At 46.2% G+C, this 15,895-nt stretch carries 8 protein-coding genes; all 8 read right to left on the reverse strand.

The window, feature by feature from the left end:
- Positions 1-52 precede the first annotated feature (52 nt).
- A complete protein-coding gene (locus QE390_RS11375) occupies positions 53-2,677 on the reverse strand; it encodes a glycoside hydrolase family 2 TIM barrel-domain containing protein (protein ID WP_307142225.1) in 2,625 nt (874 codons plus the stop codon).
- 110 nt (positions 2,678-2,787) lie between these two features.
- Positions 2,788-5,079 carry a GH92 family glycosyl hydrolase gene (locus tag QE390_RS11380; RefSeq protein ID WP_307142226.1) on the reverse strand — a complete coding sequence of 764 codons (2,292 nt, stop codon included), beginning with the start codon at positions 5,077-5,079 and terminating at the stop codon, positions 2,788-2,790.
- 445 nt (positions 5,080-5,524) lie between these two features.
- On the reverse strand, positions 5,525-6,490 hold the full coding sequence (locus QE390_RS11385) for a lipid A deacylase LpxR family protein (RefSeq protein ID WP_307142227.1): 966 nt from the start codon (positions 6,488-6,490) through the stop codon (positions 5,525-5,527).
- A gap of 903 nt (positions 6,491-7,393) precedes the next feature.
- Entirely contained in the window at positions 7,394-10,504 is a 3,111-nt protein-coding gene (locus tag QE390_RS11390) for an efflux RND transporter permease subunit (protein ID WP_307142228.1), read from the reverse strand.
- A 27-nt stretch (positions 10,505-10,531) separates the two neighbouring features.
- Complete coding sequence (locus tag QE390_RS11395) at positions 10,532-11,614, reverse strand: efflux RND transporter periplasmic adaptor subunit (protein WP_106637997.1); 1,083 nt, start codon at positions 11,612-11,614, stop codon at positions 10,532-10,534.
- A gap of 36 nt (positions 11,615-11,650) precedes the next feature.
- Positions 11,651-12,940: a TolC family protein gene (locus tag QE390_RS11400; RefSeq protein ID WP_307142229.1), complete on the reverse strand. Its 1,290-nt coding sequence runs from the start codon at positions 12,938-12,940 to the stop codon at positions 11,651-11,653.
- Positions 12,941-13,239: 299 nt separating this feature from the next.
- Entirely contained in the window at positions 13,240-14,058 is an 819-nt protein-coding gene (locus tag QE390_RS11405) for an ion transporter (RefSeq protein ID WP_106637999.1), read from the reverse strand.
- A gap of 115 nt (positions 14,059-14,173) precedes the next feature.
- Positions 14,174-15,685: a pyruvate kinase gene (gene pyk, locus QE390_RS11410; protein ID WP_307142230.1), complete on the reverse strand. Its 1,512-nt coding sequence runs from the start codon at positions 15,683-15,685 to the stop codon at positions 14,174-14,176.
- Between the last annotated feature and the right edge of the window lie 210 nt (positions 15,686-15,895).

Consider the following 15,895-nt stretch of genomic DNA (forward strand, 5'->3'; position numbering starts at 1 on the left):
CTTCCCGAAAGTTCTTAAACTTCCGGGAAGGGCATAAACAACGAACAATTCATTACAATCCAATAGGAATGAAACGGTCCCCTACATTCCAGCCTTCCAGCGAAACGAGCGGTTTGTCTTCGGTTTTGGGGGTATATTCCAGCGTTATGGTTTTTTGTTCCCCCGGTAATATCGAAATGTAATTGTCGCTATAAAAGACGGGTAACACGCGTTGCTTCGTTTGCGAGTGTACCAGCGAGATTCGATTGAAAAACGCTACCGGATTATTGGCTTCATTGCGTAGCGTTACTGCAATTTTACCTTTGGCTACTTGTCGGGCCGTAGCCTGAATGTCTACTTTCTTTAACTGTTGTAAGCCCGTGTAGGTGCCTTTTTCATTTGGTAACCAGTACAGGTTATCACTCACCACTTCCTTATTCAAATTCAACAGACGTAAGGACAGAAACACGCCGTCTTCCTTCGCAGCTTTTTCCAAAGCTTTCGCTATGGACAGGTAAGGGCGTGCCGTGCTAGGGCCAATTTCTGTGAATACCTGTGTAATCACCGTTTCCTTGCCCTTCATGTCGTAGAGCTTCACGACCATCATTAAGTCGCGTTGCGTCTGAAAGGTATTATTCGCCATCATCACCATGCTGTCCACAGGATTATACATGATGTGCAACGGCTCGCTACCGCTATGCAAGCCATACAAGCAGGCATTCGGATCGAGGTAATAATCGTACATCTGACCGCGAAGAGCCGTCCAGGGGTTTTGCGTTTTCCAGATGATACTTCCCGTATACCATTCCCACATGTGTGAAGAGAAACCTTCCATTAATGCCCGGTACTGATCGTAATTAACGACCTGAGCTTTCAGTCCGAAATCGCGGGTATCTTTAGCCTTACCGTAAGGGTCAATGTACTCGTCGTATCCAATGTATTTATGGTAGTCCCACACCGAATCCACTTTTGGTTTACCATTACTGAATTGGGGAGCAGTAAGATTTTCCTTCGGAATAAAACGTTCGAGCGACTGAATATCTCCTACACCCACTGAACCCACTTCGGAGTTGAAAGGCCAGGTTTTGAAGGACCAGAATTTAGCAATGGGTTGAATGCCATAAGGCCCGTCACCATTACCGCCGAGTGAATTGAAGGACATATCATCCGAGTTGGAATAATCAATGAACCAACGCGTGCCATCCAGAGCAGGTAACAGGGAATCACGGAGTGGTAACATGATGTCAGTAGGCAAGGTAATTTCGTTCCCTCCACACCAGATGGCCAGCGAAGGGTAATTCCGAATCATCTTAATCTGATCGGCGGCTGATTCAAGGAATAGCGAATGGTCGTCGGGATATTTTCGGCGAGTCCACTGATCTTCCAGTTTCGCGGGATCTACCCAACGGCCATTGCAGTCGCCCGAACCCCAGAAATCCTGCATAACCAGTAATCCATATTTATCACAGGCTTCGTAAAATTCAGGACGTTCGGTAATGGCTCCTCCCCAGATACGAATCAGGTTGAGGTGCATGTCGCGGTGAAAGCGAATCTCGGCATCGTAACGCTCAGGGGAGAAGCGTAGCATGGCATCCGAGATAATCCAGTTACCGCCCTTGATAAATACTTTCTGCCCGTTTACCGAAACCTGCTTGCTGCGGGTGGTGGCGTTCCATTCCGTTTGAATTTCCCGAACACCAATATTGATTTTTTCTTCATCCGAAACGTTCGCTCCCGCTACAAACTGAATCGTGACTGGATATAAATGTTGCTGACCATACCCATAAGGCCACCACAGTTTAGGATTGTTCAGCGTTAAGGCGGGTAAGTCAACAGTTACCGTAGATTTAGCGGGGATACTTACTTTTTTAGAAATTTTAGTGCCTTCAAGCGTGTATTGAACCATTCCCTCCACGCGGTTGGCTGTAGGATTTTCCAGCTCCGTAGATACTTTAATCGTTGCGGGTTTCTGTGGGCCCTCGGGCATCCGTTTGCCGGGAACGAGCGTAACCACGTGCGGATTTTTCAGATGAATGGCTCCCGTTTTTTCAATCGTTACCTTATCCCAAATGCCCGTGTTACGATCGCGGATGGGTTGAATCCAGTCCCAACCCGCTACGTATTGATGCGAAACGTTTTTAGCAATCGTACCGTCGCCGCCCTGTCCACCGTTAGGATTACCTACCGGATCGGGAGGATAGACAATGACCGCCAAACGGTTGGGGCTGCCTTTTTTCAGGTAAGGCGTAATGTTAAACGTCTTCCGCAGAAACATGCCCGTGTGGGGCTTATCGGTTAATTTTTTTCCGTTCAGGAATACTTCACAACTGTAATTAATGCCCCGAAACTGAAGCCAAACCTGTTCCCCTGATTGAGCTTCTTCCTTAAAATCTTTGACGAACCAATAGGTGTAATAGTCCCGACCCGTGTGGTAAATGTCTGGAATGTGCTTGTTATTCATTCCGTAAAAAGGGTCTGGAATCTGCTTATTGTTCAGCAGGGTCGTCAGCACCGTGCCGGGAACGGTGGCGGGTTGCCAGTTGGCCAGGCTGTACGAAGGATTGGAAAGTTCCGTGCCTTTTACCGCTACTTTCCCAACGGGGGCACACTTCCAGCCCGCGTTGAGTTCATAGGGTTGCTGAGCAAAACCCAGAGCCGAAGTCAGCAGGGATGCCAGAGCAAGTAAGGTCTTTTTCATAAAATTGAGGGAAGAAATGTTTGAGGATTAAAAGAATAACCTCCGGCAAAACCAGATTCAACGGTTTCGCCGGAGGTTACATAAGGCCCTCCGGGCGGGTAAAAGATTAGTTAGTCGTGAATGGAACGCGGACGGTCGGCGGGATTGACGCCAAACGTTTTGCTGGGTTCTTTACCCATCAGAATTTCCATTTCACCACCATTCATCAGGTCTTGGTGTAATAAATAAGACCGGGTATAAGGCTTTCCATTCAGCTTAATGCTCTGAATGTACTTGTTCTCGGGACCGTTATTCACCGTTTTCAGGTGGAAGGTTTTTCCGTTACCCAATTGCAGAGCTACCTTGTCAAACACAGGACTACCAAATACGTAAGCTCCATTGGCAGGGTTTACGGGGTAGAAGCCCATTGAAGACAGAATATACCAGGCTGACATTTGACCGACATCTTCATTACCAATGATTCCGTCAGGTTTGGTAGTGTACATATGGTCAAGGATGTAGCGTACTTTTTCCGCCGTTTTCCAGGGTTGACCTACGTAAGTATACAGGTATGTTACGTGGTGACTGGGTTCATTTCCATGGGCATATTGACCAATCAGACCTGAAATGTCGTTGGAGGCCTCGGCTCCCATGTCACCTTTAATGATAAAAAGGGAATCCAGTTTTTGCGTGAACCCTTTTTCTCCACCCAGTAATTCAATCAAACCTTCCACATCCTGAGGTACCAGCCAGGTGTATTGCCAGGCATTACCTTCGGCGAAATCATCTTTCTCGTGACGCGAAACGAAAGGATTGAAAGGCGTTCGCCATTCTGTATCGGAAACCCGACCCCGCATGAAACGCGTGCTGGCGTCGAAGTTATTCCGGTAGTTTTTCGCCCGCTTGCTGAAGTAGGCGTAGTCTTCCATTTTACCCAGCTTCTTTGCTACCTGAGCCACGGCCCAGTCGTCGATGCTGTATTCCATGTTTTTCGCCACACTTTCCGTTTGCGTATCTGCTGGAATGTACCCTTTTGCTTTGATGTAATTCAGGCCGCGTTCATCCAGCATAGCCGATTTTTTCATCGCCTCAAAAGCCAGATTTACGTCAAAACCATTAAATCCTTTCAGAATGGCATCCGAGATAATGGGTAATGAGCTGTTACCGGGCATGGTGTTCGTTTCATTACCTACTAAATGCCAGATGGGTAACTTACCCTGCTGCTGATAAATGTGCAGCATTGTGTTTACAATGTCATTCACGCGTTGACCCTGCGTAATCGTCAACAACGGATTTGCCGCCCGATACGTATCCCAAAGTGAAAAGGTAGTCAGGTTTTTGAACTTTGCGTTCGGGTATACTTTCTGATCTGCTCCGCGATAATCGCCGTTATGATCGTTGAACGTTGACGGAGCAATCATGGTGTGATACAGAGCCGTGTAAAAAACCTTCAAACGATCCTGATCTTTGGTCTGCACCTGAATTTTGCTCAGTTCCTTATTCCAGGATTCATCGGCATTTTTCGCTACCTGATCAAAATCCCAGCCCGGTACTTCGGCTTTAATATTAGCTAAAGCGTTGGCTTCACTGACGGGAGAAATTCCCACTTTTACAAGCACCTGATCGCCCTGTTTGGTAGCAAAACTCAGCACGCCTTTCACCTGATTCCCCTTGGCTGATTTGCCGGAAATGGCAGTGGTGGCATTGTATAAATCGAGTTTTTCGATGGGTTTCGAGAAAACGATGGCGAAGAATAACCGCTGATCTTTAGCCCAACCCGTTGAATAACGATACCCTGTTAAAGTGGTCGCGTCTTTTTGTTCGAGATACGTATCCGTTGCCCGATCCCAGCCAATGCCTTCTTTTAGATCAATGAGAATGTGTGATTCGTCAGATTTAGGGAAGGTATAGCGATGCATTCCCACCCGCTCGGAGGCGGTTAACTCCACACCAATATCATAGCGTTGTAATTTTACGGCATAATAACCCGGATAAACCACTTCGTCATCGTGCGAGAAACGCGACATGTACCCACTTGGTGAATTACCTGCTACGCTACGCTCCAGCCGGACTTTACCCGTCGTTGGAATCATGAGTACATCGCCTAAATCCCCGATACCCGTTCCGCTGAGGTGCGTGTGAGAGAAACCGGCAATCAGCGAGTCCGATACGTGGTAACCTGAACACCAGTCCCAGCCATCCCCTAACTTCCCGGGGTTCGCCTGTGTAGGTCCAATCTGTATTGCCCCAAAAGGAACGTTCGCCCCTAAAAATACGTGACCGTGAAAACCCGTACCAATGCGGGGATCAACATACTGGGTAAAATGCCCCGGCTTCGCTTTAGCAGCGGAAGAATGGGGTTTACTATGTTTGCCGCAAGCGGCAGCCAGCAGGGCCAAAGCCAGAATACTTACTTTTTTCATAAAAACAGAACACGCAAAGGCAGCAAGAGCCTCGGTAGAAATGTATCAATAGTGTTAGGTAACCCTAAGAAATCGTATTAAGGGAGTTGAAGTTAAGGAGCTTAGAAGGCGAATCCTTATTTTTTAAAATATTTTACAAATATGGGAAATGGTTTGGGCTAGAAAAGAAAACGATTGAAATTCTGGGAAGGCTACAAATACTTGGTGAAAAAATGATGGTTTTAATGAAGTATAAAATTCTAAAATCGCCTTATAACAGAATTGCCGAATAATATTTGGAATCTAAAACGGAACGCATCGACTGTAGAGACACGGTTTATTGCGTCTGGCCGAGCATGAAATACGATACGGATAGTTCCCATTGACGTAGAAGACGCAATGCTCAGGAATCTGCATTGAAAACGCGGAATAACCGTGTCATTTGATACGATGAGTCGCTTTTATATTAGTTAAATCGATAGGCAATGGCAAATCCTCCGTAATGCTCGGCTTTTTCCCGCATCAAACGAGCTTCGCGTTGCGTGTAGGAGAAGGTAGAGGAAAGGGTTAGTCGATGAAATGCTGCTGTTATTCCCAGTTGATGCAAGTAAACAAATGGAGTGATAGGTCCGGTAGCGGGACCTTTGTCCTGAAGAAAAAGACCACCCTGGATGGTGGAGTTATAGAGCTGGTATTTGAGTTGAGGATGGAAAAAGAGATAAATCTCCGGTTTCTGATGATCGGAATTACGACTGATTCGGGCATTAAATAAAGAGGACTCCGAAGCCTTTTGAAAGAGGCCGAGCTGGAATAACAAACCCGCTGAAGCACTGGTAAAAGGCGTACCGAGCTCCACTTGTGCCGACGTAAATACTTCTAGCCAACGCTGACGTTTGGGAGGTAATAAGCTGTGAAAATATTGTCCGCGAAGGTTTAGGGAGAACTCGCTATTCAACTGCTTAACCCAGCCTTCGGGAGGAATAAAATTAAAGGTTTTGTGAATAAGCGTTTGTATCTGCTTGGCATACGAATGCTTACCTGTAAAGCCGAGGGAGGCCGAAACATTTAAAACCTGATTTTTCCGGTAGAAAAAAGAAAAGCCTTTTTGGGCATAGAGATAGCCCGTATAGGGTCGATCAATTTGGCGAGTCGTTACTAAAAAAACGTTTTCTGGATTATAAATCATTTGCCCGATCTGGTACGTAGACGTGATTTTGGTAACCTTACGGGTGCTATCAAGGCGATTATTAAGCTTTGAGGGTAGGTAATAAAAGCTGGCAAAAATGCCGTTGGTATAATAACCATCGTGCCTGTTCCAAAGGTAGGCATCGTTTTCAGAGGTGACTTTCAGTTCATGACTTTGAGCTAACAGCAGTTGGGGGAGAAGTAGTCCAAACCAAAGAAAAACAAACCGTAAAAAGGCAGAAGGCATAAATGGCAATGATAGAGGTATCAGGCATTAGAGAAGCTAAGCTAATAAACTGCAAAGGAAGGAAGATGGTTTGGAATGCCTTGGTGTCGCCGCTGCGGTTTGGAGTTTGGAGCGGCCGCCGCTGCGGTTTGGAGTTTGGAGTTTGGAGTTTGGAGTTTGGAGTTGAAAAGGGAAAACCGGTAAAGGTAGGGAAGCGGTTTGGAAATGAGAATCATAACCCCGGAGGGGTTGAATATGGATAGCCCCGGATGATAATCCGGGGTGAATGGGCCGGATAATGTGAGAGTGCGACAATTCACATGAAGATGCGACTTCATCGCGTCTCTACAAAGAGGGAGACTAGAACTCTACTTCTGTTGTTCTTACGAACTAGCTTTCCCGCCCTGGCTGGTGTCTTCACCAGCCATTCATATAAAGCCTAGTGGTTGGTGAGGACACCAACCATGGTGGAAAGTTAGGCAAGACGTTTGGAAATGGGAGGTATAACCCCGGAGGGGTTGAATGTGAATAGCCCCGGTCTGGATGGACCCGGATGATAATCCGGGGTTTCCCAGATTATCATCCGAGTAAACGTAAGCAGTCCTCGGGGCCATCCAGACCGAGACTATTTATATTCAACCACTCCGCAGTTTGGATAGATTATACTGTGGATAGCCCAAGGTTGGACAGCCCTGAATTGACAATCCGCAGAGAAGAATCCACTGTCCTGCTTTCACAGCGTCACAGACGCGGTTCTCTCAAATCCGTGTTAAAAACTTAGACTAACTTCCGCATTCCTGCGTCCCCTCAACATCATTTCCCATAATTCCATTTTGATAGACTTAGGCTTAACAAAACAAAGGGTTTGAGGAAATCACTTTCCTCAAACCCTTTGAACCCTTCAAACGAAATCAAATCCCAATGCTACTGCATCAACTTTTTCCGACGTTCGCGGCCACTGTAAACCCATTCGTATACAGCGGGTAGAATCAATAAGGATAATACCGAAGCAGTTATCAAGCCCCCAATGACTACAATTGCCAGTGGTTTCTGCGTTTCGGAACCAATACCGTGGGACAGAGCCGCAGGTAACAGACCTAACGAGGCCATCAGAGCTGTCATAATTACTGGACGCAAACGTGACTTAGCTCCTTCTTTAATGGCTTCGCCGAGTGGCATTTTCTCGTGTAGATTCTGACGGAATTTATTGACCAGAATAACCCCATCCTGTGTGGCGACACCGAAGAGAGCGATAAAGCCCACACCGGCTGAGATACTGAAATTCATACCTGTCAGCAGCAGAGCCATAATACCACCGATAAGAGCAAAAGGCACGTTGAGCAGAACCAGAATCGAATCCAGAGCATTGCCGAAAGAGGCAAAGAGAATAAAGAAAATCAGCAGAATACTGATGGGAACTACAATGGATAATTGACGTTCAGCCCGTTGCTGGTTTTCAAATTCTCCATTCCACTTGATCTCATACCCTTTATCGAGTTTTACCGCCTTATTTACCCGACTTTGAGCATCTTCAATGGTGCTTCCCAAATCCCGGCCACGAACCGAGAATTTGACGGCAATGAAGCGGGCGTTGTTTTCCCGATAAATGAAGGCTGGGCCAGCTACGTTACCAATATTAGCAATTTCCTTGAGCGGAATCTTACCGCCGTCCATGGTTGGTACTCGTAAAGCTCCGATCTGTTCGATGGACGAACGGAAGGGTAAATCATAGCGTAACCGAAGATCGAATTTGCGTTCTTCTTCGTAGACCTGACTTACGGCTTTACCACCAATCGCCATTTCAATAACGGCGTTTGCGTCGGCCGCATCTACGCCGTACTGAGCCATTTTGTCGGGATTCAGCGTAATGATTAACTCCGGTTGACCGAGGTTACGGAACACACCTAAGTCCTGAATGCCAGGTACTTTCTTGAGAATAGCGTAGACCTGATCCGCTTTTTTGTCCAGTACGTTTAAGTCTCGTCCCTGTATTTTGACGGCAATCGAGCCTTTCACGCCGGATACGGCTTCTTCAACGTTATCCGAAATGGGTTGAGAAAAGTTGAAGTCAATGCCCCGGTATTTATGCAGTTTCTGTTGCATTTCGGCGATTAACTCATCTTTGGTAATGTCGCGTTTCCACTCTTCCTGGGGGTATAAGTCCACGAAGAATTCCTGATTGAAAAAGCCCGTTGCATCCGTTCCGTCGTTAGGACGACCCGTTTGGGAGATCACTCCACGAACTTCAGGATATTGCTCAAAAACCTGACGGAATTTGCGGGTATAGTGATAGGAATCCTCCAGACTGATACTTAAAGGCATACTGGCCCGCACGTAAATCGAACCTTCGTTAAGGTGAGGCAGGAATTCCGTTCCTACAAAGTGAAAGGAAGCGAGCGATCCGATGAGGAAAAGAACGGCTATCGTGATAGCCCGTTTGGGGTGATCCATTACACGATTCAGCAGCGGAGCATAGTTCCGGTTTAGAAATTCAATAACCGGGTTATGACGTTCGCGGACGTTTTTATTGAGTAAAATGCTGCTTAAAACCGGAACCAGTGTCAAGGCCAGCAATAAAGCACCGAGCAGAGCAAAACCCATCGTGAAAGCCAGCGGACTGAAAAGCTTACCTTCTACTTTCTGGAACGAGAAAATGGGTAATAAAGCCGTAATAATGATTAGTTTGGATGTAAAAATGGATTTACCCATTTCCACCGAAGTTTTCAAAATTCGACCCATTTTGGCTCGTTTATTAAACCTCTCCATGCCCTCATGCTCGGCCCAGTGAGCCAGCATTACGAAGAGCCCTTCCACCATTACTACCGCTCCGTCAATGATAATTCCAAAGTCAATAGCTCCGATGGATAAGAGATTGGCTGACATTCCTTTCATCCGCATCAGGATAAAAGCGAAGAGTAAAGCCAGAGGAATGACGATGGCTACGGTAACCGTTGTCCGCCAGTCCGCCAGGAAAATCAACAGAATGACGGTGACCAGCGTAATACCCATAATCACGTTTTCGCCCACGGTGTGCAGCGTGTGATTGTTGAGCTCCGTACGGTCGTAGAAAACCTTGATTTTTACATCAGAGGGTAAGACAACCGAATTGAGATACGCAATTTTCTCCTTCAGTTGGGGTAAAACCAGTCCTGGGTTTTCACCTTTCCGCATCAGGACAATACCCTCTACCACGTCATCATGATTATCCCGACCGACGATGCCTAGTTGAGGTAAAGCCGATTCGTGAACGGTTCCCAGATTGGAAAGCCGAACGGGAACGCCTTTTACGTTCTTAACGATCACCTTCTCAATGTCAGAGACATTTTTTACAATCCCGATACCCCGAACCACAAATGCCTGCTGTCCTTCCCGAAGGATATCCCCGCCGACGTTCACGTTAGCTCGTTGCAGGGCACTGTAGACGTCAAGAGCTGTCAAGTCATATTTGGCCAGTAAAGCGGGGTTAATACTTACTTCGAAGGTCTTGATGTGTCCACCAAAACTGACCACATCGGCAATACCCGGAACGGCCTTGATCGCTTTCTCTACCGTCCAGTCCTGAATGGTTTTTAATTCCGTGGTATTCTTGGTATTGGAAGTCAGCGTGTAGCGATAAATCTCCCCCGTAGGGCCAGCGGGAGGCTGAATTTCAGCATCTACGCCATCGGGTAAGTTTACATTTGCCAGTTTCTGACTGGCCTCCATGCGGGCGTTGAAGTTATCAACGCCATCTTCAAAAACGATTTTAATGAAAGATAATCCGAACAGGTTAATGGAACGAATCGCCGTCTTATGGGAAATGGAGTTCATTTCTGTTTCAATCGGACTGGAAATGAAACGCTCCACTTCTTCGGCACTACGACCCGGCCATTGGGTAATAATAACCACTTCGGTATTGGTTACGTCGGGGTAAGCTTCCACCGGCGTATTGTAAAAACTAACGGCTCCCGCAATGACAACCAGTCCGGTCATCAGAAACACAATGCCTTTGTGTTTAAGGGAAAAGCCAATGATATTTTTAATGAACTTATTCATGATCGGACCCGGGAAGGGAGTGGGGGATTAGTCCGTTAATTCATTGAAAAGTAATAAGGCACCTTCGGTAACAATGGGATCACCATCTTTCAAGTCGCCTTTCACATAGCTATAGCGGGAAGTGCTACGGATGACTTCCACGGGTACTGCCTCGTATTTTCCTTTGCCCATATCCTTGATGACAAAGTATTTATCTTCGCTAAAAATGACCGACTTCGGATTTACCGCCAGTAAGCTTTCGGGTTTTTCAATGTGCAGTTTAATCGTGCAGAACATTTGAGGTTTCAAAAGTCCACCGGGGTTAGGTAATACCACGCGGGCTTGTAATACCTTACTGTCGTTATCAATCACCTGGCTGATGTTTTCAATTTTTCCCTGAAAAACTTTATCAGGATACGCCAGAGTTGTGATATTCACTTGCTGTCCCACTTTAACGGCTTCAATGTCCGATTCGTAGATATTAATCAGAATCCAGACATCCGACAGATTGGAGATGGTGAACATGCTGTTTCCATTGTCCGAACGAATTTGGGTATTGGGGTTCACGTTCCGTTCTACCACGTAACCACTCACGGGAGATTTCACCAGGAAGGTCGGCTGGTTAGTAGACGAGGTTCCGCCGTACATTTTCAATACCTGCGTCGAACGATCCAGTTCTGAAGTCGCAATTTCGAGTTGCTTACGGGCATTAATCAAATCCGATTCGCTCGAAAATTTGCTTTTATAAAGCTGTTCGGCATTATCTGCATTGCGTTTGGCAATGTCGAAACCGGCTTTGGCCTGATTATAATCGCGTTGAAACTGGCTTACGTCCGCACTTTGCAGTTTGGCTAATATTTGGCCCTGTTTCACATAGGCTCCAAGCTCGGCGTTTACTTCCAACACATTACCACTAACAATGGGGAAGACGCGATCTACCTGTTTCTGATCGAAAGACACTTCGCCCGTGAATTGTAACTCCTGCTCGTAATTTCGAATGTGAACCGTATCTGTCTTAAAGGCCGAATCCGTATCCTTCGTATTTACTTCCTGGGGTGTTTTGTTTTGCTGACAAGCCGCAAGAGTCAGCAGACTCAGCAGGTAGAAAAACGGCTTTAAGTTCGTTTTCATAAAAAGTGGGAAAAGGGATGGAAACCTGGAGTGGAGTTAAAAAGTCTTGGAGTTAGTAACGTAATTGATTTGTTGCTGAGCCTGATACAACTGGTTACTCAGGTTAATGAAGTTCAACTGAGCATCTTTATAGGAGCGAACTTTATCAATAAAACTGACCAGATCAATCACCCGTTTCTGGTAGTCGATGGTCGCGTTTTTACTGATGTCCTGAATGCGTTGACGGTATCCTGGATCAAGATTTGCCTGTAGTTGTTGAGCATGCTGCCACTGTTCGTAGGCGGAAATGACTTCCTGTTTTACCTGTAACTGACTTTGGTTAATGCTCTGATTGCTTTGTTCGATTCCAATTTTAGCCGCCTGAATGTTTCCCTGATTGCGATTTTTGAAAGGAAGGTCCATGGCTACCTGCAAACCGTAATAGTTAGGATACGCATCCCCAAATCTTGCATAGTTGGCTCCAACCATTAACTGTGGAGTTGCCAGCGATTTCTGATACGTCAGGTTTTGCTGAGCGTATGCCGATTGACGTTGAGCAGCTTTTAAATCAGGACGATTAGAAACCGCCTGATCCAGTAACTGATTCAACAGGGGTGATGCCGAATCACGGATTTGAAACTCAGTGACGTAGTAGGTAGAGGACGAATCGGCTAGAAGTATACGTAAGGTGGCTTCGTCCTGACTGATCTGATTACGTAGGTCATTGATGGAAGCGTCTGCATTACGCTGTTCCAGTTCCAGACGAGTAACTTCATATTCAGAAATGACACCCAGTTTTAATTGAGCCCGAAATGCCTCAAGTAGATTGGCCAGGCGAGCCCGTTCTTCCTGAATGAAGGCATACTGAGCCTGTTCGCTGGCAAGGTTACCAAACGTCTGAGCTAATTGATAACGCAAACTCCGCATCACATCCTGAAAAATGGCTTGCTGAACTTCCGTATTTGCTTCATTTAAGGCCACCAGTTTACTCCGGCGACCCGCCAGATTCAGTACTTGCTGTAGTTGCCAGCTATAGGCCCCCCCCGTAGGATTAAGTATATCTCCTGATGGGTTTCTTAGAGGAAGCACTTTTGACGTATTGGGATTGTAGGCATTAAACCCAAACTGAAAGTTAGGATTATCCCAAAGTTTCGCCTGCTGCACAGCCGCTTCTGATAAATTGATGTTGTACTTCTGGGCGATCAGCGTAAAGTTTTTTTGCAAAAACTGCTGCTCGGCCTGAGGTAAGGTCAGGCGAAGCGTATCGGTCTGTGCAAAAGACGATTGAGCAACCAAACCTAAAAAAAGGACGCTCAGTAAGACTCTGAATAATGGAATAAGCTTCACTGTCTGGTAGTTTAAAAGTGGGATCAGCGGGTAGTAAACGGGCTGTACTTTCTGTGCTTGACGTCAGCAAAGGTTCTTTCAAGAACTTATAGGAGCTTTAAAGGAACTTTAAAAACGGATTAAAATACTTTGAGTGGGTTAGAGCAGGTTTGAGTTCGTTAGAAAAAGGTTTGAAGAAGTTTGAAAAGATTTGACAGGAATAAGTTAAGGCCTGCGATTGTTGCAACACCTTACACTCATCGCTTGCTAACTCCAATTCACTTAAACTTCTTCAAACCTTTTCTAACGTACTCAAACCCTCAAAGTCTTGCTCCGCAAAATTTACAAAAAACGGCATCCATATCGTGACCCTCGCGACCGCAGGAGGGGCAGGCTTCACTGCTGTGATTCCTTTTGCGGGCGGCAGCGGCAATTTCATTGGTAATGATACCCGTCGGAACGGCGATGATACCGTAACCAATCAGCATGACAAGGCTGGAAATAAACTTACCCATGGGAGTGACGGGCGAAATATCGCCATACCCTACGGTGGTAATAGTAACAATGGCCCAGTAAATGCTTTCGGGAATGCTGGAAAACCCATTTTGATGATTTTCAACCAGGTACATCACCGATCCCAGGATCGTTACCAGGGTAATAACCGTAAGCATAAAAATACTGATTTTCTTAAGGCTGGATCGAATCGCAACCGTCAGAAATTCCATTTCAGTAAGGTAATGGGTGAGCTTGAAAATTCGGAAGACCCGTAGCAGACGCAAAGCCCGCAAGACGAGTAAGGATTGAGCACCTGCGTAAAAAATACTGAGATAGGAAGGAATAATGGAGAGTAAATCAATCAGGCCCAGCGGACTCAGCACATAACGAATAGGTTGCCGGATACTGATGAGTCGAAGAATATATTCAATCGTAAAGAGAAAGGTAAAGGACCACTCCAGAAAGAAGAATAATCGGCCATAATGCTGGTGGTATTTATCCACGCTATCCAGCATTACCACAAGAATACTGGTGAAAATGGCAATCAATAAAGCAATATCGAAAGCTTTGCCGGCCTTAGTATTCGACTCATAAATCACTTGCTGAAGCCGTTCCTGCCAGGTTTTTATAGGTTGGTTTTCCATGACTGACAAGGTAAAAAAAGAAGGCTAGGGCTGCAAGTGTATGAGGCTTACAAACACAAACCCCCGTTACTCAAAGATTCAAGTAACGGGGGTTTGCTACTATTGATAATGAAGATTACTGTTCAGCAGCTACTTCATCCGCGATTTTGTCGATTACACCCATTTTCACGGTGTTCGTACGTAAATCCTGCTGAGCAGGAACGCTCAGTAAGGTTACGAATACATCGCCTTTTTGCAGATGACCCTGTTGAACCAGAATTTTCGCAATATCGTGTGAGATTTGTTCGGTGCTGAGGTTTGCACTATCGTAATTGAATACGCGTGTGCCCCATAACAGTCCCATCTGTGTCATCAGTTTTTCGTCCGCCGAGAATACGAAAATATCCGCTTTGGGACGGTGTGAAGACAGACGGTAAGCTGTGTAACCACTGTTCGTAATGCACAGGATGGCTTTCGCCTGTACGTCACGAGCCAGACGGCAGGCCGCCGCAATAACCCGATCGTTCAGGATGGTAGGAGAGTTTTCTTCTCCTTTCAGCATGTGATTTTTGAAGTAAATCGCTGATTCATCGCCATAAATAATAGGAATATGGTTCTGCTGTTCTTCCACGGCTTCGATGATGTGTGTCATCGTCGAAACCGCTTCTACGGGATACTGACCAGAAGCAGATTCTGCCGAAAGCATGGTTGCCGAAGCTCCATCCAGAACGGCGTTGGCAACGTCAGAAGTTTCCGCACGCGTAGGGCGGGGAGAGCTCGTCATCGATTCCAGCATTTGCGTGGCTACGATTACGGGTTTCGCCTGCTTGATACACTTGCGAATCATGGTTTTCTGTAATTCAGGAACCATGGCACCATCTAACTCTACGCCTAAGTCACCACGAGCGACCATTACCCCGTCCGTAGCTTCGATGATGGCATCGAGTACTTCGGGAACAACGGCTTCGGGTTTTTCGATCTTAGCGATGATTTTCGAACGACCGTTTTTCGCCTTGATTTTTTCCTTAACGGCCAGAATATCTTCAGCAGAACGAACGAACGAAAGAGCGATCCAGTCTACGTCATGCTCCAGACCGAAGATCAAGTCTTCTTCGTCTTTTTCAGTTAGAGCGGGTAAGCCTACTTTCGTGCCGGGCAGGTTAATACCTTTCTTCGATTTCAGGATACCACCGTACACCACTTTCGTGTGTACTTCTTTTTTATCGTAATCGATAGATTCTACCAGTACTTCCAGGTTACCGTCATCCATCAGGATGCGTTCGCCGGGTTTTACGTCCAGGTACATAGAAGTATAAGTCGTACCTACGCGTTCAGAAGTTCCCAGCAGATTTTCGTCCATAACGAAAGTCAGTGGGTTTCCGGCTATGAGTTCAACGCCGTTATTTTCTACGAGTTGGGTACGAATCTTAGGTCCTTGTAAATCCTGAAGGATGGTAAGGTTTAAGCCATGTTCGGCGTTAATTTCGCGAATAGCCTGAATGCGACTCAGGTGGTCAGCGTGCGTTCCGTGGGAAAAGTTAAGCCGAAAGATGTTCGCACCAGACTGGGCGAGCTTCAGCAACATTTCTTTGGATTGGGAAGCCGGACCAACGGTGGCAACAATTTTGGTTTTTTTCTGGTAAGGCATGTGTACGGAATACAAGTGTTCAAGTTTCCAGGGCCGCAAGTTAGGATTTCGTCCCGAAAAATCCAGCTTTCAGGAAGAGAATCCTTTAGTTGGGGGAAAAGAATTTCCTTTGGCTCATTTCCCGAAAAAAGGTATAAATTTTTCTTTTTTCGAGTAGAAATGGATTTTTAAAAGCTCTTCCTTCGCGAAAGGTGAAAGCCCTGTCAGACC

Origin of the sequence: Siphonobacter sp. SORGH_AS_1065 (assembly GCF_030818595.1) — a bacterium.
Classification (GTDB): Bacteria; Bacteroidota; Bacteroidia; order Cytophagales; family Spirosomataceae; genus Siphonobacter.

Excerpts from the sequence above, each read along its gene's own strand:
- QE390_RS11375 (WP_307142225.1), bottom strand. The coding sequence starts at position 2,677 with ATGAAAAAGACCTTACTTGCTCTGGCATCCCTGCTGACTTCGGCTCTG.
- QE390_RS11380 (WP_307142226.1), bottom strand. The coding sequence starts at position 5,079 with ATGAAAAAAGTAAGTATTCTGGCTTTGGCCCTGCTGGCTGCCGCTTGC.
- QE390_RS11385 (WP_307142227.1), bottom strand. The coding sequence starts at position 6,490 with ATGCCTTCTGCCTTTTTACGGTTTGTTTTTCTTTGGTTTGGACTACTT.
- QE390_RS11390 (WP_307142228.1), bottom strand. The coding sequence starts at position 10,504 with ATGAATAAGTTCATTAAAAATATCATTGGCTTTTCCCTTAAACACAAA.
- QE390_RS11395 (WP_106637997.1), bottom strand. The coding sequence starts at position 11,614 with ATGAAAACGAACTTAAAGCCGTTTTTCTACCTGCTGAGTCTGCTGACT.
- QE390_RS11405 (WP_106637999.1), bottom strand. The coding sequence starts at position 14,058 with ATGGAAAACCAACCTATAAAAACCTGGCAGGAACGGCTTCAGCAAGTG.
- pyk (WP_307142230.1), bottom strand. The coding sequence starts at position 15,685 with ATGCCTTACCAGAAAAAAACCAAAATTGTTGCCACCGTTGGTCCGGCT.